Source organism: Pseudarthrobacter equi (assembly GCF_900105535.1).
Lineage (GTDB): Bacteria > Actinomycetota > Actinomycetes > Actinomycetales > Micrococcaceae > Arthrobacter > Arthrobacter equi.
On the sequence record NZ_LT629779.1, the window covers coordinates 1,865,977 to 1,886,838 of the forward strand.

Below are 20,862 nucleotides of genomic sequence, written 5' to 3' on the forward strand. Positions count from 1 at the left end.
AGGCACCATGGAAGCCGTCAAAACATCAATGCAGCAAGAGAAGAGCCGACGGCGGGTCCTCCTGAAGCTCTCCGGCGAGGTCTTCGGTGGCGGGAAGCTCGGTGTCGATCCCGAGACCGTCCGTAACGTCGCCAAGCAGATTGCCGCGGCCGTCCCGGACGTTGAGGTGGCCATCGTGGTGGGAGGCGGCAATTTCTTCCGCGGCGCCGAGCTGTCCCAGAGCGGCATGGACCGCTCGCGGGCGGACTACATGGGAATGCTCGGCACCGTCATGAACTGCCTCGCCCTGCAGGACTTCCTGGAGCAGGCCGGCGTGGAGACGCGCGTGCAGAGCGCCATCACCATGGGACAGGTGGCTGAGGCCTACATCCCGCGCCGCGCCATCCGCCACATGGAAAAGGGCCGCGTCGTCATCTTCGGTGCCGGTGCCGGCCTGCCGTACTTCTCCACGGACACCGTGGCTGCACAGCGCGCCCTGGAAGTCCACGCGGACGTTGTCCTCATGGCCAAGAGCGGCGTGGACGCCGTCTACACCGCGGACCCCAAGAAGGATCCCACCGCCGAACGGCTGGAGACCCTGAGCTACGACGACGCCCTGCGCCGCGACATCCGCGTAATGGACCAGACCGCCATGACCATGTGCAAGGACAATGACCTGTCCATGGTGGTGTTCGGCATGGAAGGCGAAGGCAACGTCACCCGCGCCATCCGTGGAGAGAAGCTGGGCACCCTGGTCTCCGCCTAGCTCCGGCTAGGATGTTTTCAGGACAGTTCCGCTGCCGCCCCCGGGCGGTGGCGGAAGCAGCGACAGAGAACCACGCGTGCATGGAGCCGGCGTCCCGGACCGCACCAGAACCCCAGGAGAGACCGTGATCGAAGAAACCTTGCTCGAAGCCGAAGAGAAGATGGACAAGGCCGTAGAGGTTGCCAAGGAAGACTTCGCTTCCATCCGCACCGGCCGCGCCAACCCCGGCCTGTACAACAGGGTCCTGGTGGACTACTACGGCTCGCCCACACCCCTGCAGCAGCTCGCCTCGTTCGCCATCCCTGACGCCCGCACCATCCTGGTCACCCCGTTCGACAAGACCGCACTGCGGGACATCGAACGCGCTCTGAGCGATTCCGAGGTAGGAGCCAACCCGTCCAACGACGGCAACGTCATCCGGATCACCATCCCGGAGCTGACCAAGGAACGCCGCAAGGAATACGTCAAGATCGTCAAGACCAAGGGCGAGGACGCCAAGGTGTCCATCCGCAATATCCGCCGCAAGGCCAAGGAAGCCCTGGACCGCCTGGTCAAGGACGGCGAAGCCGGCGAAGACGAGGGCACCCGGGCCGAAAAGGAGCTGGACGGCCTGACCAAGGCCCACGTGGATGGCATCGATGAGCTGCTCAAGCGCAAGGAAGCAGAGCTGCTCGAAGTCTGATGGGCCAGGCAGATCAGGCCCCCGCACCACGGGCGCGCATAAGGGGGAAGCAGCCCAGGAGCAACCCAACGCCCAAGGCCGGCCGGAACCTTCCGGCGGCCGTGGGGGTGGGCCTGGCCATGCTGCTCGCCGTGCTGGGCGGGCTGCTGTTCCTTCCGCTGGGTTTCGTGGCGGTCACCACTACGTTCGCCATCTTCGGTGTCTGGGAAATCTACCGTGCCCTGGAGGCCAACGGCACCAGGATGCCTATCGTTCCGGTAATGACCGGCACGGTGGCCATGCCGTTCGTGGCGTACTTTGGGGGCGTCGAAAGCCTGCTCTTCGCCATGCTCCTGAGCTCGGTGGCGGTGCTGCTCTGGAGATCCATCGACACCGCCGCAGGCTCGGCCAACAGTATTTTTGCCGGGGTCTTCACCCTCGGCTGGGTGCCGTTCTTCATCAGCTTCGCCGCGCTTCCGCTGCACGCCTCCGGGGGTGCGACCCCGCTGGGCCTCTGGCCGGGAGGTGCCGTTCCGGAAGGCGCCTGGCAGATCGCCGTCATGCTGCTGCTGGTGGTCTCCAATGACACGTTCGGCTACCTGGTGGGAGCATCGCTGGGCAAGCACCCCATGGCGCCCAAGATCAGCCCCAAGAAGTCCTGGGAAGGCTTTGCCGGATCAGTGGCCGGCGCCGTCCTGATCGGCGTCCTCGCCTGCCTCTTCATTCTGGACAAGCCCTGGTGGGTGGGCGTGGTCCTGGCCGTCGGCACCGTGGCCGCGTCCACAGCCGGCGACCTTGCCGAGTCCATGGTGAAACGCGAACTTGGCGTCAAGGACATGAGCAGCATCCTGCCCGGGCACGGCGGGGTCATGGACCGGCTGGACTCCATCGTGTTTGCGTCCCCGCTGGTCTACGTCCTTTACGGGTTCGTCACCGGAAGCTGGTAAACCCCTGCTTGCGGGGAAGCCCCCGCAAGCAGGGAAAAGGACGGCCCTCACAGGTCAGCATTATCCCGGCACCAATAGACTGGTGCCACAGCGCTACGGCTGAAGAGCATTGAAGGAACCAACAGTGGCATTGGATATTCATCGGCAGATCCCTGCGTCATTTGAGCGTGTGCAGCGCAGCGAATACGGGTACAACGCCAAGCAGGTGGACCAGTTCCTCCAGCGGGCACGGGTGTCGCTGGAGTCACCCCACGACGCCGAACAGCCCATCAACAGCTCAGACGTGCGGGCTGTGTCCTTCGATCCGGTCAAGGGCGGCTACTCCGCAACCGTGGTGGATGCGGCCCTGGACCGGCTGGAAGACGCCTTCGCCCGCAGGGAGCGCGATGAACTGATTGCGGCCAGCGGCGAGGAAGCCTGGCTGCGCGAAATCGGCAAGCTCTCAGGAATCCTTCGCGGACGCCTCCACCGCCCGGACGGGGAACGCTTCCGCCGGCCGGCCAAGAACAAGGTCCGCAGCTACAACACCGCCGATGTGGATAGGCTCTGCCACGAACTTGTGGCGTACCTGGAACACGACAAGCCGCTCAGCGTGGACAGCGTCCGCCGCGCCGTGTTCCGCCCGGAAACCGGACGCGACGGCTATGAAGAAGCCCAGGTGGACGCCTTCCTGGACCGCGTCATTGAACTGATGGCCGCCATCGATTAAGGCCTCGCTGGGGATGTTTCCTTAGCTGAGTGGATCTTGTCCGCCTGTGCCTATTCCGCCTGTACCTAATCCACCTGTGTCTATTCCGCCTGTGGCGGGGTAGGGGACAGCGGCGTGAACCGGCTCCAGATGTCCCGGTAGCTCCGGTAGCCGTTCACTGCCGAGACGCCCAGGAACGACAACCCGCACCCACCGCCCATCAGCAGCGCCGCAACCGTTCCGGCTCCCAAGAGGGTCAGCAGCAGCCCTGCCAGGATGGCAATCAGGGCCCCGTTCGCCATCGACATGAAGATCATGCTGCTGCCGGCCACGTGGCGGAAGTTGCCGCGGTTTCCGAAGAAGTAGTAGGTCTGGACGGAACCGGCCTCGTCATCGTGGTGGGCTGCCATCAGGTAAGGCGCCACGCCGGGATCCAGCTCGACGTAAGCTGCCCTGAGCCGGTTCATGGCGGTGACGTACATCAGATCCTCATGGGCAACGTTCATGACCCGCAACTGGGTCAGCAGTCCCATGGCCACGTCAATGAACAGCACCACCACCGCCAGCAGGACAAACGAATCCGAGAATCCGGTGGCCTGGCCCACCAGCGCGACGCTCACCAGGCCCGCCGAGGTGAACGTCAAGAACATGCTGATCCTCGTCAGCACCTCGCCCTGGGCCGTGCTCCGGGAGGCCAGCAGGCCCCAGTGCTCCGTTGCGAGCAGCTGCGCCCGCACGGACGGCGGAACCGGCTCCGCAGCCGGGTGTTCGTCCCGGGTGGACATGGCGTAATTGTCCACCCAATCAGCGTCCGGTTGCCAGCGGCCTTTCCGGGGTGTGCAGCCGGGTCATGACCCGGACCAGCGTCTTCGGCACCCGGCCTGCCGTGGCCCGGGACACCAGCACCATGACGGCGAAAGCCGTGGGAACGGACCAGGCCGCGGGCTGGGCAAGCCACGCGGGTGTGCTCGCAGCCGCCGCCAGCGAGCCGGCGATCATGGCGCCGCCGCACAGCACCCCGCCGGTCACCATGCCGGCGATGGCTCCGGCGTCGGTAAGCCCCCGCCACCAGATACCCAGCAGGAGGACGGGGCAGACGGTTGACGCGGTGAAGGCGAACACCAGCCCCACGCTGCCGGCCAGCGCCAGGGATCCCGTCATCAGCGCGAAGCCAAGCGGCACGACGGCGGACACCACGGCTGCCAAGCGGAAGCCCCCCACGCCGGCGCCCAGGACGTCCTGGCTGATGACGCCGGCCAAGGAGACCACCAGCCCGGACGTGGTGGACAGAAACGCTGCGAACGCGCCGGCCACCACCAGCGCCGAGAGCAGGTCTCCCGCGGGACCGCCGATGAGTTCACGGGGCAGCAGCAGGACCATGGCGTCAGGCTGGCCCGAACGGGCAAGGTCCGGCGCGAACATGCGGCCCACCAGGCCGTAGGCGGTGGGGAACAGGTAGAACACGGACAGCAGCCCCAGCACGATCAGGGTGGTGCGCCGCGCGGACTGCCCGTCCGGGTTGGTGTAGAACCTAACCAGGACGTGCGGCAGGCCAAGGGTCCCGAACAGCAGTGCCACGAGCAGCGAAACGTTGTTGTACCACCCCGCCGGGGCAAGGCCGGTGGGGTTTTCGGACGGCAGCGCCAGGGCGGGTGTCCCGGTGCCGGCAAGCATGAAGACAATGAAGAGGATGGGTACCGCCAGTGCTGTCAGCTTCAGCCAGTACTGGAATGCCTGGACGAACGTGATGGACCGCATTCCGCCCGCCACCACGGTCAGGCAGACCACCACCACCACCGCCACCGACCCCACCCATGACGGCAGCCCGGTGGTGATCCGGATGGTCAGGGCTGCCCCGTGCAGCTGCGGAACGATGTACAGCCAGCCCACCAGCACCACCACGAGGCTGGTGACTTTGCGGACCGCCCGGGAGTCGAGCCTGGCCTCCGTGAAGTCCGGAATGGTGTACGCCCCGGAACGCCGGAGGGGTGCAGCGACGAAGAGCAGAAGCATCAGGTACCCGGCCGTATAACCCACAGGGAACCACAGGGCGTCCGTCCCGGAGAGCAGCAGCAGGCCGGCGACGCCCAGGAAGCTGGCGGCCGACAGGTACTCGCCGCCGATGGCGGACGCGTTCCACCATGGCCGAACGGTCCGGGACGCCACAAAGAAATCGCCGGTGGTCCGCGAGATACGCAGGCCGTAGAACCCGATGACGGCGGTGGCCACGGACACCACGGCGACGGCAGCGGCGGCAACCCCCGGATTCACGCCAGGCTCCGCTTCACCGCGTACCCACGGGGATCACGGGTCACCGGCCAGATCCCGGTAGCGGGCCTCGTTGCGGGCAGCCGTCCTGGTGTACAGCCAGGCGCTGAGGCCGATGACCGGGTAAATGCCTGCGCCCAGCAGGATCCAATCGAACGGGATGCCGGCAATCGTCGTGTCGGCCAGGCCGGGGACGGCGGCGAGCAGGAGGGGGAAAGCGCCGAGGATTACCAGGAACCCGCCGGCCACCACCAGGGCCAGGCGCAGCTGCGACCTGATGAGGGACCGCACGAACACCTGGCCCACATCTGACTCCTGCGCCGCTTCGCGGGATTCCGTGACGGGGCGCGCGGCCGTGGCGGGGGCCGTCACCCGTACCCTGGTCATGCGTTCGGCCTGATCCGGTTTGCCTGCAGCCGCTCCCGCACGGTGGGCAGGTGACGGCGGCTGATGGGCAGCCCGGCACCTGCCACGGTGACCCGGGGGCCGTCTGCCGCAAGCTTCATGGAGGAGATGTGCTTCAGGGCCACCAGGTATGAGCGGTGCGTCCGGATGAAGCCGGCATCGGCCCACTGCTGTTCCAGGTCGGCCAGCGGAACCCTGATCAGGTAGCTGGCGTCGGCGGTGTGGAGCCGCGCGTAGTCTCCCTGCGCCTGGACGTACGTGACGTCGTCGCGCCTGATCATCCTGGTGGTACCGCCCTGGTCCACGGTGATCATCTCCGGTGCGCCGCCGCCGTCGCGCAGTTCGCTGATCCGGCCCACGGAGCGTGCCAGCCGCTCGGCCCTGATGGGTTTGAGGAGGTAGTCGACCGCGGCCAGTTCAAAGGCCGCCAGGGCGTGGTCCTCGTCAGCGGTGACGAAGACCACTGCAGGCGGATGGCTGCCGGCGGCAATGGCGCGGGCGATCTCCAGCCCCGAGACGGCAGGCATGTGGATGTCCAGGAAGACCGCGTCCACCTGCGCGGACGCCAGGGCGCGGAGGGCTTCGCTGCCGGAGGTTGCCCGCAGGACCTTGCCGATCCGCTCGTCCCGGCCCAGCAGGAAGGCGAGTTCTTCCACGGCCGGCAGCTCATCATCAACGACGAGGACGTTAATCATGCTCCTAGGGTAGCTTTCCGCGGGCGCGCAGCAGGCCAGCACCGGGAATCAGGCGTCGTGGCCGGGCTGCGATTTGGGCACCTTCATGGTGATGAGGGTCCCTTCGCCCGGTGCGGTTTCGATGACCAGCCCGTGGGCGTCGCCGTACACCTGGCGGAGGCGGGCATCAACGTTCCGCAGGCCCACGTGCTCGCCGTCGATATGTCCTGCGAGCATCGACTGCAGCTGCTCCGGGTCCATCCCCACGCCGTCGTCCTCGATGGTCACCTGCGCGTAGGCGCCGGCGTCGTCAGCCGTGATGGTGATGTGCCCGGGCCCCTCCTTAGCTTCGAGGCCGTGCCGGACGGCGTTCTCCACCAGCGGCTGCAGGCTGAGGAACGGGATGACGGTACTCAGGACCTCTGGCGCCACCCGGAGGCTGACCTGCACGCGCTCGCCGAAGCGGGCCCGCTCCAGCAGCAGGTACCGGTCGATGCAGCGCAGTTCCTCGGCCAGGGTGGTGAAATCGCCGTGCCGGCGAAAGGAATAGCGGGTGAAATCGGCGAACTCCACCACCAGCTCGCGCGCCCGGGCAGGATCGGTGTTGATGAAGGACGCGATGGCGTTGAGCGAGTTGTAAATGAAATGCGGGCTGATCTGGGCGCGCAGTGCCCGCACCTCGGCTTCCATCAGCTGGGTCCGCGAGGCATCCAGCTCGGCCAGCTCCACCTGCACGGCCACCCAGTCCGCCACCTCGCCGGCGGCCCGTACCAAGCCGGACCCTGCCGACGAAGCGAAGGCTGCGACGGCGCCCACCACGCGTGATCCGGCCCGCACCGGTGCTATGACAGCCGCCAGGGCGCCGCCGGTCCCGTCCGGTCCCGGCGACAGAACAGCCGTCCGCCCGCCGGCCAGGACCTCAGCGGCCAGTTCCATCAGCCGCGGCTTCAGGTCCTCCGCAGCCCCGTCCCAGGCGAGCACACCCGAGGTATCCGTGATGGCCAGTGCGTCACAGCCAAGCAGCGTCCGCAGATGGCGGCTTGCCTTCGAAGCGCCGGCGGGATTGAGGCCGCGGCGCAGGTGCTGGCCTGCCTGCGATGCCGCGTGCAGGGTGTGGTAGGTGGCGCGCTCGGCGTCCGTGCCCAGGTCGCGGAAGGAGCGGAGCACCTTCAGTCCCACGCCGACGACGACGGCGATGGCCATGGCGATCACGGCCACAGCCGCAGCGGTCAGGAGGGGGGAGTCCGGCATGGGCCCAGCGTAGCCGCGGGTGCCGTTTGTCGCAGCATCCCGACCGTTGAGCGACCACAGTGCCGGAGGGGCTGGAAGTGCCTGCCGTGACGCAGCAGAGTGATTGCTGTCACACCAGCGGCGTTTCCTCATCCGGGCCTGCCGTCCAGTGTGCACCGGCATGTCTCAATGAGGAGGAACCATGGGTAACGATGCCCAAAGTCCGGACGCTGCGGCGTCCGTCGACTTTGAACAGGTCCAGTCGACCGAGCAGTTCCAGGAACTGCGCAAGCGCCACCGCAGCTTTGTTTTCCCCATGGCAGTGGCCTTCCTGCTGTGGTACTTCGCCTACGTCCTGCTCGCGGACTACGCGGTGGAGTTCATGTCCACCAAAGTCTGGGGAAACATCAACATCGGCCTGATCCTGGGCCTGCTCCAGTTCGTCTCCACCTTCGCGATCACCGGATGGTACGTCAGCTACTCCAACAGGAAGCTGGACCCCATCGCCTCTGAGATCCGGAACGAGATCGAGGGCCACGAATTCGACAAGCACGGCAACCGGGTGGGTGGAGCAAACAAATGATTACTATCGCAACCGCAGTGGACGTGGCCGCGCTCAAGGACACCACCCTGCTGAACATGGGCATCTTCGGCCTGTTCGTGGCCGTCACCATGGTGATCGTGTTCCGTGCCAGCCGGAACAACAAGACCGCCGCCGACTACTACGCAGCCGGACGCTCCTTCACGGGATCGCAGAACGGCACCGCAATCGCCGGCGACTACCTTTCCGCAGCCTCGTTCCTGGGCATCACCGGCGCCATCGCCATCAACGGGTATGACGGCTTCATGTACTCCATCGGGTTCCTGGTGGCCTGGCTTGTGGCGCTGCTCCTGGTGGCTGAACTGCTCCGCAACACCGGCAAGTTCACCATGGCCGATGTGCTGTCCTTCCGGCTCAAGCAGCGGCCCGTCCGCATCGCAGCAGCAATCTCCACCCTGGCGGTTTGCTTCTTCTACCTCCTGGCCCAGATGGCCGGTGCCGGCAGCCTGATCTCACTGCTGCTGGGCATCAGTGACTGGGGCGGACAGGCCCTGGTGATCATCGTCGTCGGCGCCCTCATGATCATGTACGTCCTGATCGGCGGCATGAAGGGGACCACGTGGGTCCAGATCATCAAAGCCATCCTGCTGATCGCCGGTGCCGCCGTCATGACCATGTGGGTCCTGGCCATCTACGGGTTCAACCTTTCGGCCCTGCTGGGCGGTGCCGTGGAAACGGCCAACAACCCCGCGGTCCTCAACCCGGGCCTGCAGTACGGCAAGAGCGAAACCTCCAAGCTGGACTTCATGTCACTTGGCCTCGCCCTGGTACTGGGCACGGCCGCCCTGCCGCACGTCCTGATGCGCTTCTACACGGTCCCCACGGCCAAAGAAGCCCGCAAGTCGGTGGTCTGGTCCATTTGGCTGATCGGCCTGTTCTACCTGTTCACCCTGGTCCTCGGCTACGGTGCTGCCGCGCTGGTGGGTGCCGACACCATCAAGTCCGCTCCCGGCGGCGTGAATGCTGCGGCTCCGCTGCTGGCGTTCTACCTCGGCGGCCCGCTGCTGCTGGGCTTCATATCCGCCGTAGCGTTTGCCACCATCCTGGCAGTGGTGGCCGGCCTGACCATCACCGCCGCCGCCTCGTTCGCCCATGACATCTACGCCAACGTGATCGCCAAGGGCAAAGCGGACGCCGCGACGGAGGTCCGGGTGGCCCGCCGCACGGTGGTGGTGATCGGCATCCTCGCCATCCTCGGCGGCATCCTGGCCAACGGGCAGAACGTTGCGTTCCTCGTGGCGCTGGCCTTCGCCGTGGCTGCCTCGGCCAACCTGCCCACCATCATCTACTCACTGTTCTGGCGCAGGTTCACCACCCAGGGCGCCGTGTGGAGCATGTACGGCGGACTCGGTGCAGCCATCATCCTGATCATCTTCTCGCCGGTGGTGTCCGGCGGGGCCACCTCGATGATCAAGGACGCGCACTTCGCCATCTTCCCGCTCAGCAACCCCGGCATTGTTTCCATCCCGCTGGCGTTCTTCCTGGGCTGGCTCGGTACGGTGCTCGACAAGAAGCGCGAGGACCCAGCCAAGCAGGCAGAAATGGAGGTCCGGTCCCTTACCGGTGTTGGTGCCGAGAAGGCAGTGGACCACTAACGCCGGACCCGGCAAGGCACTCAAAAGGCCCCCGTCAACGTGGACTGTCCACGTTGACGGGGGCCTTTGGGTTGTGGTGCTAGGCGGCGGGGCGCAGTTTGATGTTCGTCATCTTCAGCTCGTCCGTGCCCTCGAACCGGTAGGCCAGGTCAACTTTCTTGCCCTCGCAGGTGATGACTCCTCCCACGTCCGCCGACTTGACGCCGTTCTCGGTGGCAACCTTCATGCTGCTGTAGGCGGGCGTGCAGGTACCGTCCATTTTCAGGCTCTCGACGCCGGAGATGAAGGTCTCCTTGGACAGCTGCTCCTGCAGTGCCGGGTCCAGGTAGTCGTCGTACGCTTTGGAGCTGTCGCCGGCAATGACGAGCTTGGTGAAACCGTCAGCCAGGTCTTTGGCGTGGTTGGTGGCGCTGCCGGCCACGTTGACCAGGATGACGATGCCCACCACCACGAGCAGCAGCACGCCGCCGATGGCCGTCAGGATGATCCACAGCCGGGGCCGCTTCCTTGCCGGCGGCTCCCCGCCCGGGAGGCCGAACGGACCTGCGCCCCGGTACTGCCCCGGTTGCTGCTGGCCGTACGGATTGTTCGGGTTCCCGGGGTCTTGGGTGCCTGGATACGGGCTGCCCTGTTGCGGCTGGCCGTAAGGGGGATTCGGGGTGGGGCCGGGGTATCCGGCGGGGGGCTGCTGCGGCGGCTGTGGCAGCTGCCCGGAGCCGGGGTGTCCGGGCTGGTACGGTTCCTGGGGATTGCTCAAAGTGGAGCCTTTCCGGATGTGGTGCCTGGCACCGCCTGGTGCGGGCCTGTTCAGGCGCCGCACGGATAACTGCCACAAGCCTATAACCCGTGCCGCCGCCGTCGGACTTCGCCTCCGGCCGCTCCGGCCACAGAGCGAGTCAGCTTCCCTGCGGACCCCGCTCGAGCAGCGGTTGCACGCGGAAGGGGATGAGTTCGCCCATGGCCAGCGCCGTGTCCGCCCGTTCCACGCCGTCGCATGCGAGGATCTTGCCGTTGATGCGGAAAAGGTCCTCGGCATCCTGGGCCACCACGCGCAGCAGCAGGTCTGCGGATCCGGTCAGGCCGTAGCCCTCCAGGATCTCCGGGATGGCCGCCAAATCCTGTGCCAGCCGGGTGAGCTTCTGCTGCTGGACGTGCACGGAAATGAAGGCCATCAGCGGGTAGCCCAGGGCGGCAGGGTTGATCCTGCGTTCGAAGGACAGGAAGACATGCTTTTTCTCGAGCTGTGCCATCCGCGCCTGGACAGTGTTCCTGGACAGTCCCAGTTTCTGGGCAAGGGCCACCACGGTCCTCCTGGGGTCCTGGGCCAGTGCCGAAAGCAGGCGGGTGTCAGTGCCATCCAGAGCTTGCATAATGCGCAACGGTAGCACGGTGCAGGTGACCGCCACAGGGCATTCTGCTCAATAAATGCCCCGGTGGTTGTACCCCCTGAGCATTGTGAGTAGGGTCACAGTATCCGGGCGAAGGGGCCCGGAAGGCCGCGGTTGCAGGACCACAAGTCCCAGCTCCGCAGGTCACCGACGACAGAAGTTGCGGGGCTATCGTGTCTACAGACGAAACGGGCCAGGGCGGCGCACAAGCCCATGAGGGCGCCGGCGAATTCCAGGAACCGGGGTCATCCGGCGAACCGGCTCAAAAGCTGGTCCAGCTGATCACACCGTCGGGGGAGCGGGTGAGCCACCCCGAGTTCGATCTCTGGGTACAGGACATCACGGACGAGCACCTTTGCTCGCTGTTCGAGGACATGACCGTCATCCGGCGCATCGACGTCGAGGCAACGGCCCTCCAGCGCCAGGGCGAACTCGCCCTGTGGCCCCCGCTGCTGGGGCAGGAAGCAGCACAAATAGGCTCCGGCAGGTCCCTGCGCAGCGATGACTTCGTCTTCTCCAGCTACCGCGAAAACGGTGTGGCGTACTGCCGTGGCGTGGACCTCACGGACCTCCTGCGCGTGTGGCGCGGCAACGCGTCCGGCGGCTGGGATCCGTACGCCATCAATATGGCAACGCCCCAGATCATCATCGGCGCCCAGACCCTGCACGCCACCGGCTACGCCATGGGCATCCAGAATGACGGCGCAGATTCCGTGGCCGTCACCTACTTCGGCGACGGCGCAACGAGCGAGGGCGACGTGAATGAAGCCATGGTCTTCGCAGCCAGCTTCCAGGCTCCCGTGGTGTTCTTCTGCACCAACAACCACTGGGCCATCTCGGAGCCGGTCCGGCTCCAGTCGCACATCCAGCTCGCGGACCGCGCTGCCGGCTTCGGGATCCCCAGCCTGCGGGTGGACGGCAACGACGTCCTCGCCGTCATGGCGGCCACCCGCGTTGCCCTCGACCGGGCACGGCGCGGCGGCGGCCCCACCTTCATCGAAGCAGTCACTTACCGGATGGGGCCGCACACCACCGCCGATGACCCCACCCGCTACCGCGACGCCAACGAACTTGAGGACTGGGCCGCGAAGGACCCCATCAGCCGGGTGGCGGCGCTGCTGGAACGCAAGGGGCTGCTGACCGACGAACTGCAGGACCACGTCAGGAACAATGCCGACACCGTGGCCCGCGAGATGCGGAAAGGCTGCACCACCATGCCGGACCCGCAGCCCATGGACGTCTTCAAACACGTATACAGCGCACCGAACTCGTGGCTGGACCGCCAGCAGGACCACTACGCCCGTTACCTGGCCTCCTTCGGCGACCCCGCAGGTGCCGTTTCAGAAGAAGGTGCACGCTGATGACTTCCATGACCTTTGCCCGCGCCATCAATGCGGGGCTGCGCAAATCACTCGACCATGACCCGAAGGTAGTCCTCCTCGGTGAGGACATCGGCGCCCTCGGCGGCGTGTTCCGCGTTACCGACGGGCTGCAGAAAGACTTCGGCAAACACCGCGTGGTGGACACGCCGCTGGCCGAATCCGCCATCGTGGGTACCGCCGTCGGCCTTGCCTACCGCGGCTACCGCCCCGTGGTGGAAATCCAGTTCGACGGCTTCATCTACCCCGCGTTCGACCAGATCGTCAGCCAGGTGGCCAAGCTGCATTACCGCACCCGCGGCGCAGTAAAAATGCCCATCACCATCCGGGTGCCGTTCGGCGGCGGCATCGGCTCGCCGGAGCACCACTCCGAGTCGCCGGAAGCCTACTTCACGCACACCTCCGGCCTCCGGGTGGTCACCGTGTCGAACCCGCAGGATGCCTACACGGTAATCCAGCAGGCCATCGCCAGCGACGACCCCGTCCTCTACTTTGAGCCGAAGCGGCGGTATCACGACAAGGGTGAAGTGGATGAGGCTGCCGGGCTGGACGCCGCAGATCCCATGGGGCAGGCCAGGGTCCTGACCGACGGTACCGACGTCACCCTGGTGGCCTATGGCCCGCTGGTGAAGACCGCCCTGGACGCCGCCTCTGCCGCCGCCGACGAAGGCATTTCCATCCAGGTCATCGACCTGCGCTCGCTGGCACCGGTGGACTACGACACCGTAGTGGCCTCGGTCCGGAAGACCGGCCGGCTGGTCATCACGCACGAGGCCGGGCAGTCCGGCGGGCTGGGAGCCGAAGTGGCCGCCAGCATCACCGAGAGGTGCTTCTACCACCTGGAAGCCGCGCCCGTCAGGGTTACCGGGTTCGACATCCCCTACCCCTACTCGAAACTCGAGATGCACCACCTGCCGGGCCTGGACCGGATCCTCGATGGCGTGGACCGTGCCTTGGGGCGGCCGAATTCACTGAGCGGGCTGGAAGGATGAGCGTCACCATGATCAAGGAATTCCGGCTTCCCGACCTCGGGGAAGGGCTCACCGAGTCAGAGATCCTCAGCTGGAAAGTGGCCGTTGGGGACACCGTCAGCCTGAACCAGGTCATTGCCGAGGTGGAGACAGCCAAGGCGGTGGTGGAGTTGCCGTCCCCTTTCGCCGGCGTCATCAGGGAACTGCATGAGCAGCCCGGCACGGTTGTTGAGGTGGGCAAGCCCATCGTCTCCTTCGAGGTAGCGGACGACGCCGGGCCGGCACCGGCGGGGCATGCCGCACCTTCGCGTGGCGTTACGCCAGCCGGCCAGCGGGCGTCGGGGGAGGAACCGGCGGCGCCGAAACGGGAACCCAACCTCGTGGGGTATGGCGCCGTCGTCGAAAGCTCCGGCCGCCCCGCGCGCCGGCCCCGGAACCTCCCGCCGGTGGAGAGATCTGGCGACACGACGCCTGCAGGCGCGGCGCCTGTCCGCATTGAGCCGGCCGAAACAATAGTCATCGAAGCACGGGCCGGCGTGCCGTCAGGTGACCGGCCCCGCTCCACACCTCCGGTGCGCAAGCTGGCCAGGGACCATGGTGTTGACCTGGCGCTGGTTACCGGCACCGGTCCGGCAGGCCTGATCACCCGGGAGGACGTGCAGGAGTTCCTGCGGCAGGGCAGTGCCGGCCAGGCTGCCGCACCCGCCGGCCAGAAACGTGCCGGGGGCCAGGGGGAGCGGGAAACCCGGACACCCATCAAGGGTGTCCGCAAGCACACGGCAGCCGCGATGGTCTCCAGTGCCTTCACCGCTCCACACGTCACCGAGTTCCTCACCGTGGACGTCACCCCCAGCATGGAGTTGCTGGCGAAACTGCGTGGCACCCGGACGTTCGCAGGCCTCAAGCTGACTCCGCTGACGCTCGCTGCCAAAGCCGTGCTGATCGCCTTGAGCCGCAACCCTTCGCTGAACTCCCGCTGGGACGAGGCGAACCAGGAGATCGTTACCTTCAACTACGTGAACCTGGGCATCGCGGCGGCCACCCCGCGGGGACTGACGGTGCCGAATATCAAAGATGCGCACGCGCTGACCCTGGAGCAGTTGGCGGAGGCGTTGGCGTTGCTGGCGGACACCGCGCGGTCCGGGAAAACGGCGCCGGCGGACCTGTCCGGCGGGACCATGTCCATCACCAACATCGGCGTTTTCGGCATCGATGCAGGCACTCCCATCCTCAACCCCGGCGAAGCCGCCATCCTGGCGCTGGGTGCCGTGCGGTCCATGCCGTGGGAGTACCGCGGTGAGGTGGCCCTGCGCCAGGTGATGACCCTGAGCCTGTCCTTCGACCACCGCCTGGTGGACGGTGAGCAGGGCTCCCGGTTCCTGGCCGACGTCGGAGCAATCCTGGCCGAACCGGGAATGGTCCTGACGATGGTCTGACCCGGGCCGGAAACCCGGACGTCAGCGCGCTTGCGGGCTGTCCACCGTCAGGGCGGCGAGCGCCATCTCCTCGAGCAGCGGCCGGGCCGCGGCTGCCATCCGGCGGCCGTGGCTCCGGACCGAGTGCGGGGTGGAGTTGATCAGCCCGAAGGTGGCGTGCGCCCGGGTCCGGAGTTCGGCGGCGTCCGTGCCGGGGTGGAGCCTGGACAGGACATCCACCCACACCTCCACGTAGCTCCGTTGCAGTGCCCGCACGGCTGACTGGTCCTGTTCGGAGAGGTTGCTGAGGTCGCGGTCCTGCACGCGGATCACTTCGGGTTTGCCGAGGGCGAAGTCCACCTGGAACTCCACGAGGCGCCGCAGTGCCAGGCGGGGATCGGAGTTCTCTGCCACCACCTTCCGCCCGCCGTCCAGCAGCTCCCGGCTGACGGTGGCCAGCAGGTCCGCCAGGACGGCCTGCTTGCCCGGGAAGTGCCGGTAGACGGCCGGTCCGCTGACCCCCGCCGCGGCACCGAGGTCTTCGAGGGAAACACTCTTGAACCCGTTGACGGCGAACAGGGAAGCGGCCGCGGCGAGCAGTGCCTGGCGGCGGTCTTCCTTGGCTTTACTGCGCTGGGTTGCCCCGGCGGGCCGGGCGGCGGGGGCATCCGCCCCGGCGCTGTTGCCTTCATCGGTTGTGGGCACATTTCCTCCTCAAACCCGCAGAGTCTAACAAGGCAACGGCCTGTGTTGGACATCACAGTTAATAGAGACTAACCTGAATTTCAGTTACTGGGCACTAACCGAGTCTGTTGTTTAGCGGCCATGCGAACTGCATTTTGCTACCGGATCCGGCTACCGGATCTGCCGAGAGAACAGGAAGCGTCGATGGAGACCCTTGCCAGCAGGCTGGACCCCGCCAGCGGAGCTTTCGCCGCCAACAGGGATGCGCAGCTGCAACTGGTGGAGGACCTCCGGAAACGGCTGGCGGATGCTTCCCTGGGCGGCCCACAGAAGTCCCGGGAGCGCCATGTGGCCAGGGGCAAGCTCCTCCCGCGGGAGCGCATCGACCAGCTGCTGGATGACGGCAGCCCGTTCCTTGAGATAGCCCCGCTGGCCGCCAACGGGATGTACAACGATGACGCGCCGGGTGCTGGAGTGATTGCCGGCATCGGATTGGTGCACGGCCGCCAGGTGCTGGTGATCTCCAACGACGCCACCGTCAAGGGCGGCACCTACTATCCCATGACGGTCAAGAAACACCTGCGCGCCCAGGAAATCGCCCTGGAAAACCACCTGCCGTGCATCTACCTGGTGGACTCGGGCGGAGCGTTCCTGCCCAAGCAGGACGAGGTCTTTCCGGACAAGGACCACTTCGGTCGGATCTTCTACAACCAGGCACGCCTGTCCGCGGCAAAGATCCCGCAGCTGGCCGCTGTGATGGGCTCCTGCACCGCCGGCGGTGCCTACGTCCCGGCCATGAGCGATGAAACCGTGATTGTCCGGAACCAGGGCACCATCTTCCTGGGCGGGCCGCCCCTGGTGAAGGCCGCGATCGGAGAGATCGTCACCGCCGAGGACCTGGGCGGCGGCGATGTGCACTCCAGGATCTCCGGCGTGACCGACCACCTGGCCGACAATGACGAACACGCGCTGCAGATCCTTCGCGACATCGTGGCCACCCTGCCGCCCGCCGCGGCGCCCGCCTGGCAGGTGGAACCCGCGGTCGAACCCGTTGCCGATGCCAGCGAGCTCTACGGTGCCGTACCCGTTGACGTCAACGCCCCGTACGACGTCCGTGAGGTGATTGCCCGGCTGGTGGACGCCAGCAGGTTCCACGAGTTCAAGAAGGACTACGGCACCACCCTGGTCACCGGCTTCGCCAGGATCCACGGGCACCCGGTGGGGATCGTGGCCAACAACGGCGTACTCTTCAGCGAGTCCTCGCTCAAGGGCGCACACTTCATCGAGCTGTGCGACCAGCGGGGGATTCCCCTCCTCTTCCTGCAGAATATTTCCGGTTTCATGGTGGGCCGGGACGCCGAGCAGGGCGGCATCGCCAAGAACGGCGCCAAGATGGTCACAGCGGTGGCCACCGCCCGCGTACCCAAGCTGACGGTGGTGATCGGCGGATCGTTTGGCGCAGGCAACTACTCCATGTGCGGCCGCGCCTATTCCCCGCGGTTCCTCTGGATGTGGCCCGCGGCAAGGATTTCGGTGATGGGCGGGAACCAGGCCGCCAGCGTGCTGGCCACCGTCAAGCGTGACCAGTACGAGGCCGCCGGGGAAGACTGGCCGGCGCAGGACGAAGAAGAGTTCAAAGCCCCCATCCGCCGGCAGTACGAGGACCAGGGAAGCCCCTACTACTCCACTGCCCGCCTCTGGGATGACGCCGTCATTGATCCAGCCGACACCCGCACCGTCCTGGGCCTTGCCCTGGACGTCGTCTCCCGCACGCCCCTGCCGGAGACGTCCTTCGGCCTTTTCAGGATGTGAGCCGGAACATGACCACACCTTCATTGACCTCCACAGCAACCGCTTCCACCGCCGGCACCACGGCAGGCAACCAGGAGTCCGGCCGGCCGCTGTTCGGCACCGTCCTGGTGGCGAACCGGGGAGAGATTGCCTGCCGGGTGATCCGAACCCTGCGCGCTCTGGGAATCCGCTCCGTGGCCGTCTACAGCGATGCCGACGCCGGCGCCCGGCACGTGCGCGAGGCTGACACGGCCGTGCGGATCGGCCCCGCCGCCGCCACCGAAAGCTACCTGAACGTCGGCAACATCATTGCCGCCTGCCGGGAGTCCGGCGCCGAAGCCGTGCACCCGGGCTACGGGTTCCTCAGCGAAAATGCCGACTTTGCCCGCGCCCTGGATGCTGCGGGGATCGCGTTCATGGGCCCAGGGGTGGAAGCGCTCAACATCATGGGCGACAAGATCCGCTCCAAGAACCACGTGGCCGGCTACGGCGTCCCGGTGGTACCCGGCGTTGCCAGGCCCGGCATGACGGATGCGGAACTGATCGAAGCAGCCCCCGCCGTCGGCTTCCCCCTGCTGATCAAGCCGTCCGCCGGCGGTGGCGGCAAGGGCATGCACGTGGTGGAGAAACCCGAAGACCTTCCGGCCGTCCTGGCCACTGCCCGGCGCGTGGCCGCCAGCGCCTTCGGTGACGACACCCTGTTCCTGGAGCGCCTGGTCACCACCCCGCGCCACATCGAAGTGCAGGTGCTGGCGGACAACCACGGCAACGTCATCCACCTGGGCGAACGCGAGTGCTCCCTGCAGCGCCGGCACCAGAAAGTGATTGAGGAGGCACCGTCGCCGCTGCTCGAGGGACTGCCCCACGGGGCCGACGTCCGGGCCCGCATCGGCGAAGCCGCCTGCAATGCCGCGCGCAGCGTCAACTACGCCGGCGCGGGCACCGTGGAATTCCTGGTCTCCGACGACGCGCCGGACGAGTTCTTCTTCATGGAGATGAATACCCGCCTCCAGGTGGAGCACCCCGTCACGGAAATGGTCACCGGAACGGACCTCGTGGAATGGCAGGTGCGCATCGCCGCCGGCGCGGAACTCACCGTCCGGCAGGCCGACGTCGAACTTTCCGGCCACGCGGTGGAGGCGCGCGTCTACGCCGAGGTGCCGGAGAAGAACTTCCTGCCGTCCACCGGAACCGTGTACCTGCTCGACGAGATGCCAGGGGACGCCGGCGGCCGGATCCGGGTGGACTCGTCCCTGGTGGAAGGGCTCCAGCTCTCCTCCAGCTACGATCCCATGCTGTCCAAGGTCATCGCCTGGGGCGCGGACCGGGCCGCCGCCCTGGACACCCTGGACCGGGCGCTCGCCGGATACACGGCCCTGGGTGTTGAAACCAACGTCGAATACCTGCGGCTCCTGATCAATGATCCCGAGGTCCGGGCTGGCCGGCTCGACACAGGACTGATCGCCCGGAAGCTGCCGGACCTTGCTTTCCGCCACGTGGGGGAGGCCGAGCTCGTCGCCGCAGCGCTCGCCTCCGTGGCAGTCACTGCAGCGTCTGCCACGGCACCGTCTGCCACCCGGGACGGCAATTCCGCCGGAGGCCCGTGGCAGGCACGCAGCGGCTGGCGGCTGGGGGCACGGGCGCCGCGCCGGGTGAGCCTTGGAACGCCCGACGGCGGAGTGGCCACCATAGGTGTCTACGGGGACCCCGCGTCCGGCCCGGTAGGGGTAACGGTCGACGACGGCACGCGCCACACAGCCGAGCTGCGCTTTTCCGGGCCCGGCCACGCGGAGCTGACCCTCGACGGCGCGGTGCACGACTACTCCGCGGCGCCGGTCCACTTCGCGCCGGAAGCCCCGGCGCACGTCTACCTCGGCAGCGGGGGCTGGTCCTGCCGGCTGGAGGTTCTGACCCGGGAGGCGCGGCTGGAACGGGTCCGGGCAGCCATCCAGCGGGACGAAGGCGACGCCGATCCCGCCGTGCGCTCGCCGATGCCGGGCACGGTGGTGTCCGTCCCGGTCAAGGACGGCGGCGCCGTCGAGGCGGGCCAGGTCCTTGCATCCGTCGAAGCCATGAAGATGGAGCACCAGCTGGTGGCGCCGCTGGCCGGGACCGTGCACCTGGCCGCAAAACCCGGAGACCTGGTCAAGGCGGACCAGGTCCTCGCCACCATCCATCCTGCACAGCAGCCACAGGACAACAGCACGAACGGTGAGACCACCAACGGCGAAGGAGCCCAGTAACATGTCCGGTTTTGAACTCAGCGAGGAATACCAGGACCTCAGCGACACCGTCCGGGACTTCGCGGACAACGTGGTGGCCCCGGTGTCGGCCAAGCACGACGAGGAACACAGCTTCCCCTACGAAGTGGTCAAGCAGATGGCGGACATGGGCCTCTTCGGCCTGCCCTTCCCGGAAGAGTACGGCGGCATGGGGGGAGACTACTTCGCCCTCGCCCTGGCGTTGGAACAGCTGGGCCGGGTGGACCAGTCCGTGGCCATCACCCTGGAAGCAGGCGTTTCCCTCGGCGCCATGCCGGTCTACCGGTTCGGGACCGACGAACAGAAGCAGCAATGGCTGCCCCAGCTGGCCTCGGGACAGGCGCTCGCCGGCTTCGGCCTGACCGAACCCGAAGCAGGTTCGGACGCCGGCGGGACCAAGACGCACGCGCACCGGGAGACCGTCGGGGACAGGACCGAGTGGGTGATCAACGGCAACAAGGAATTCATCACCAACTCCGGGACGGACATCACCAGGCTGGTCACCGTCACCGCGGTCACCGGGCAGCATGAGCGCGGGGACGGCACTGTCCGGAAGGAGATCTCCACCCTCCTGGTGCCCACCGACACACCCGGCTTCAAGGCTGAGAAGGCGTACAACAAGGTGGGCTGGAACGCATCGGACACCCACCCGCTGACGCTGAAGGACGTCCGGGTCCCGGAAGCGAACCTGCTGGGCGAGGAAGGCCGGGGCTACGCCAACTTCCTGTCCATTCTGGATGAGGGACGCATCGCCATCGCCGCCCTCGCCACCGGAGCTGCCCAGGGCTGCGTTGACCTGTCCGTCCGGTACGCCAGGGAACGCAAGGCGTTCGGCCACGAAATCGGCAAGTACCAGGCAATCTCGTTCAAGATCGCCCGCATGGAGGCGAGGGCCCACACGGCACGCCTCGCCTACTACGACGCGGCCGCCAGGATGCTCGCCGGTAAGCCATTCAAGACCCAGGCGGCCATCGCTAAGATGGTCGCAGGTGAGGCGGCCATGGACAACGCACGGGATGCCACCCAGGTATTCGGCGGCTATGGCTTCATCAACGAGTTCACCGTGGCACGCCACTACCGCGACTCCAAGATCCTTGAAGTGGGGGAGGGCACCACGGAGGTCCAGCTGATGCTGATCGCCCGCGAACTGGGCCTGTAG

At 66.9% G+C, this 20,862-nt stretch carries 20 protein-coding genes; 12 read left to right on the forward strand and 8 right to left on the reverse strand.

The window, feature by feature from the left end; genetic code table 11:
* Positions 1-7 precede the first annotated feature (7 nt).
* The 4 genes from pyrH (at position 8) to BLT71_RS08415 (ending at position 3,062) form a co-directional block, all read left to right on the forward strand.
* Positions 8-745, forward strand: coding sequence for a UMP kinase (gene pyrH, locus BLT71_RS08400; protein WP_091719211.1), 738 nt, complete (start codon positions 8-10; stop codon positions 743-745).
* 124 nt (positions 746-869) lie between these two features.
* Positions 870-1,427 (forward strand): ribosome recycling factor, encoded by a 558-nt coding sequence (gene frr / locus BLT71_RS08405; protein WP_091719213.1) that lies wholly within the window; start codon positions 870-872, stop codon positions 1,425-1,427.
* Positions 1,427-2,353, forward strand: a complete 927-nt coding sequence (locus BLT71_RS08410; protein ID WP_091719215.1) for a phosphatidate cytidylyltransferase — start codon at positions 1,427-1,429, stop codon at positions 2,351-2,353. Before frr ends, BLT71_RS08410 begins: the two co-directional genes overlap by 1 nt.
* 124 nt (positions 2,354-2,477) lie before the next feature.
* A complete protein-coding gene (locus tag BLT71_RS08415) occupies positions 2,478-3,062 on the forward strand; it encodes a DivIVA domain-containing protein (RefSeq protein WP_091719217.1) in 585 nt (194 codons plus the stop codon).
* An 80-nt stretch (positions 3,063-3,142) separates the two neighbouring features.
* Here the strand turns inward: BLT71_RS08415 and BLT71_RS08420 are convergent, their stop codons facing one another.
* Genes BLT71_RS08420 through BLT71_RS08440 form a run of 5 tightly spaced genes read right to left on the reverse strand, consistent with a single transcriptional unit; the run spans position 3,143 to position 7,639 of the window.
* Positions 3,143-3,826, reverse strand: coding sequence for a hypothetical protein (locus tag BLT71_RS08420; RefSeq protein ID WP_091723911.1), 684 nt, complete (start codon positions 3,824-3,826; stop codon positions 3,143-3,145).
* A 19-nt stretch (positions 3,827-3,845) separates the two neighbouring features.
* Positions 3,846-5,312 (reverse strand): sodium/solute symporter, encoded by a 1,467-nt coding sequence (locus BLT71_RS08425; protein WP_091719218.1) that lies wholly within the window; start codon positions 5,310-5,312, stop codon positions 3,846-3,848.
* A gap of 33 nt (positions 5,313-5,345) precedes the next feature.
* A complete protein-coding gene (locus BLT71_RS08430) occupies positions 5,346-5,696 on the reverse strand; it encodes a DUF485 domain-containing protein (RefSeq protein ID WP_091719219.1) in 351 nt (116 codons plus the stop codon).
* The gene (locus BLT71_RS08435; protein ID WP_015936606.1) at positions 5,693-6,409 is read right to left on the reverse strand and encodes a LytR/AlgR family response regulator transcription factor; all 717 of its coding nucleotides are present in this window, start codon (positions 6,407-6,409) and stop codon (positions 5,693-5,695) included. Before BLT71_RS08435 ends, BLT71_RS08430 begins: the two co-directional genes overlap by 4 nt.
* A gap of 48 nt (positions 6,410-6,457) precedes the next feature.
* Entirely contained in the window at positions 6,458-7,639 is a 1,182-nt protein-coding gene (locus tag BLT71_RS08440; protein WP_091719221.1) for a sensor histidine kinase, read from the reverse strand.
* A gap of 181 nt (positions 7,640-7,820) precedes the next feature.
* On the opposite strand from BLT71_RS08440, the gene BLT71_RS08445 reads away from it, so the two are divergent.
* On the forward strand, positions 7,821-8,201 hold the full coding sequence (locus tag BLT71_RS08445) for a DUF485 domain-containing protein (RefSeq protein WP_045730980.1): 381 nt from the start codon (positions 7,821-7,823) through the stop codon (positions 8,199-8,201).
* Complete coding sequence (locus BLT71_RS08450) at positions 8,198-9,814, forward strand: solute symporter family protein (protein WP_091719223.1); 1,617 nt, start codon at positions 8,198-8,200, stop codon at positions 9,812-9,814. Before BLT71_RS08445 ends, BLT71_RS08450 begins: the two co-directional genes overlap by 4 nt.
* 79 nt (positions 9,815-9,893) lie before the next feature.
* Here the strand turns inward: BLT71_RS08450 and BLT71_RS08455 are convergent, their stop codons facing one another.
* Together BLT71_RS08455 and BLT71_RS08460 are read right to left on the reverse strand one after the other, a co-directional pair.
* On the reverse strand, positions 9,894-10,571 hold the full coding sequence (locus tag BLT71_RS08455) for a hypothetical protein (protein ID WP_091719225.1): 678 nt from the start codon (positions 10,569-10,571) through the stop codon (positions 9,894-9,896).
* A 139-nt stretch (positions 10,572-10,710) separates the two neighbouring features.
* A complete protein-coding gene (locus tag BLT71_RS08460; protein ID WP_045730983.1) occupies positions 10,711-11,184 on the reverse strand; it encodes an Lrp/AsnC family transcriptional regulator in 474 nt (157 codons plus the stop codon).
* A gap of 191 nt (positions 11,185-11,375) precedes the next feature.
* Here BLT71_RS08460 and pdhA point away from each other — a divergent pair, with 191 nt between their 5' ends.
* Genes pdhA through BLT71_RS08475 form a run of 3 tightly spaced genes read left to right on the forward strand, consistent with a single transcriptional unit; the run spans position 11,376 to position 14,988 of the window.
* The gene (gene pdhA / locus BLT71_RS08465) at positions 11,376-12,563 is read left to right on the forward strand and encodes a pyruvate dehydrogenase (acetyl-transferring) E1 component subunit alpha (RefSeq protein WP_091719227.1); all 1,188 of its coding nucleotides are present in this window, start codon (positions 11,376-11,378) and stop codon (positions 12,561-12,563) included.
* Positions 12,563-13,573 carry an alpha-ketoacid dehydrogenase subunit beta gene (locus BLT71_RS08470; protein WP_091719230.1) on the forward strand — a complete coding sequence of 337 codons (1,011 nt, stop codon included), beginning with the start codon at positions 12,563-12,565 and terminating at the stop codon, positions 13,571-13,573. The genes pdhA and BLT71_RS08470 overlap by 1 nt, the downstream gene beginning before the upstream one ends.
* Positions 13,570-14,988 (forward strand): dihydrolipoamide acetyltransferase family protein, encoded by a 1,419-nt coding sequence (locus tag BLT71_RS08475; protein WP_091719232.1) that lies wholly within the window; start codon positions 13,570-13,572, stop codon positions 14,986-14,988. Before BLT71_RS08470 ends, BLT71_RS08475 begins: the two co-directional genes overlap by 4 nt.
* A 21-nt stretch (positions 14,989-15,009) precedes the next feature.
* Here the strand turns inward: BLT71_RS08475 and BLT71_RS08480 are convergent, their stop codons facing one another.
* Positions 15,010-15,672 (reverse strand): SACE_7040 family transcriptional regulator, encoded by a 663-nt coding sequence (locus tag BLT71_RS08480; RefSeq protein WP_091719234.1) that lies wholly within the window; start codon positions 15,670-15,672, stop codon positions 15,010-15,012.
* A 183-nt stretch (positions 15,673-15,855) separates the two neighbouring features.
* On the opposite strand from BLT71_RS08480, the gene BLT71_RS08485 reads away from it, so the two are divergent.
* From BLT71_RS08485 to BLT71_RS08495, 3 genes are read left to right on the forward strand one after another with little or no spacing between them, the layout of a single operon-like run.
* On the forward strand, positions 15,856-17,463 hold the full coding sequence (locus BLT71_RS08485; protein WP_091719236.1) for a carboxyl transferase domain-containing protein: 1,608 nt from the start codon (positions 15,856-15,858) through the stop codon (positions 17,461-17,463).
* 8 nt (positions 17,464-17,471) lie between these two features.
* Positions 17,472-19,685, forward strand: a complete 2,214-nt coding sequence (locus tag BLT71_RS08490; protein ID WP_091723912.1) for an ATP-binding protein — start codon at positions 17,472-17,474, stop codon at positions 19,683-19,685.
* A gap of 1 nt (position 19,686) precedes the next feature.
* Positions 19,687-20,862, forward strand: coding sequence for an acyl-CoA dehydrogenase family protein (locus BLT71_RS08495; protein ID WP_091719238.1), 1,176 nt, complete (start codon positions 19,687-19,689; stop codon positions 20,860-20,862).

Coding starts and splice junctions, on each gene's coding strand:
- pyrH (WP_091719211.1), top strand. CDS start 8: ATGGAAGCCGTCAAAACATCAATGCAGCAAGAGAAGAGCCGACGGCGG.
- BLT71_RS08440 (WP_091719221.1), bottom strand. CDS start 7,639: ATGCCGGACTCCCCCCTCCTGACCGCTGCGGCTGTGGCCGTGATCGCC.
- BLT71_RS08410 (WP_091719215.1), top strand. CDS start 1,427: ATGGGCCAGGCAGATCAGGCCCCCGCACCACGGGCGCGCATAAGGGGG.
- BLT71_RS08420 (WP_091723911.1), bottom strand. CDS start 3,826: ATGTCCACCCGGGACGAACACCCGGCTGCGGAGCCGGTTCCGCCGTCC.
- BLT71_RS08490 (WP_091723912.1), top strand. CDS start 17,472: ATGACCACACCTTCATTGACCTCCACAGCAACCGCTTCCACCGCCGGC.
- BLT71_RS08430 (WP_091719219.1), bottom strand. CDS start 5,696: ATGACCAGGGTACGGGTGACGGCCCCCGCCACGGCCGCGCGCCCCGTC.
- BLT71_RS08450 (WP_091719223.1), top strand. CDS start 8,198: ATGATTACTATCGCAACCGCAGTGGACGTGGCCGCGCTCAAGGACACC.
- BLT71_RS08460 (WP_045730983.1), bottom strand. CDS start 11,184: ATGCAAGCTCTGGATGGCACTGACACCCGCCTGCTTTCGGCACTGGCC.
- BLT71_RS08435 (WP_015936606.1), bottom strand. CDS start 6,409: ATGATTAACGTCCTCGTCGTTGATGATGAGCTGCCGGCCGTGGAAGAA.
- BLT71_RS08470 (WP_091719230.1), top strand. CDS start 12,563: ATGACTTCCATGACCTTTGCCCGCGCCATCAATGCGGGGCTGCGCAAA.
- BLT71_RS08475 (WP_091719232.1), top strand. CDS start 13,570: ATGAGCGTCACCATGATCAAGGAATTCCGGCTTCCCGACCTCGGGGAA.
- BLT71_RS08445 (WP_045730980.1), top strand. CDS start 7,821: ATGGGTAACGATGCCCAAAGTCCGGACGCTGCGGCGTCCGTCGACTTT.
- BLT71_RS08495 (WP_091719238.1), top strand. CDS start 19,687: ATGTCCGGTTTTGAACTCAGCGAGGAATACCAGGACCTCAGCGACACC.
- BLT71_RS08485 (WP_091719236.1), top strand. CDS start 15,856: ATGGAGACCCTTGCCAGCAGGCTGGACCCCGCCAGCGGAGCTTTCGCC.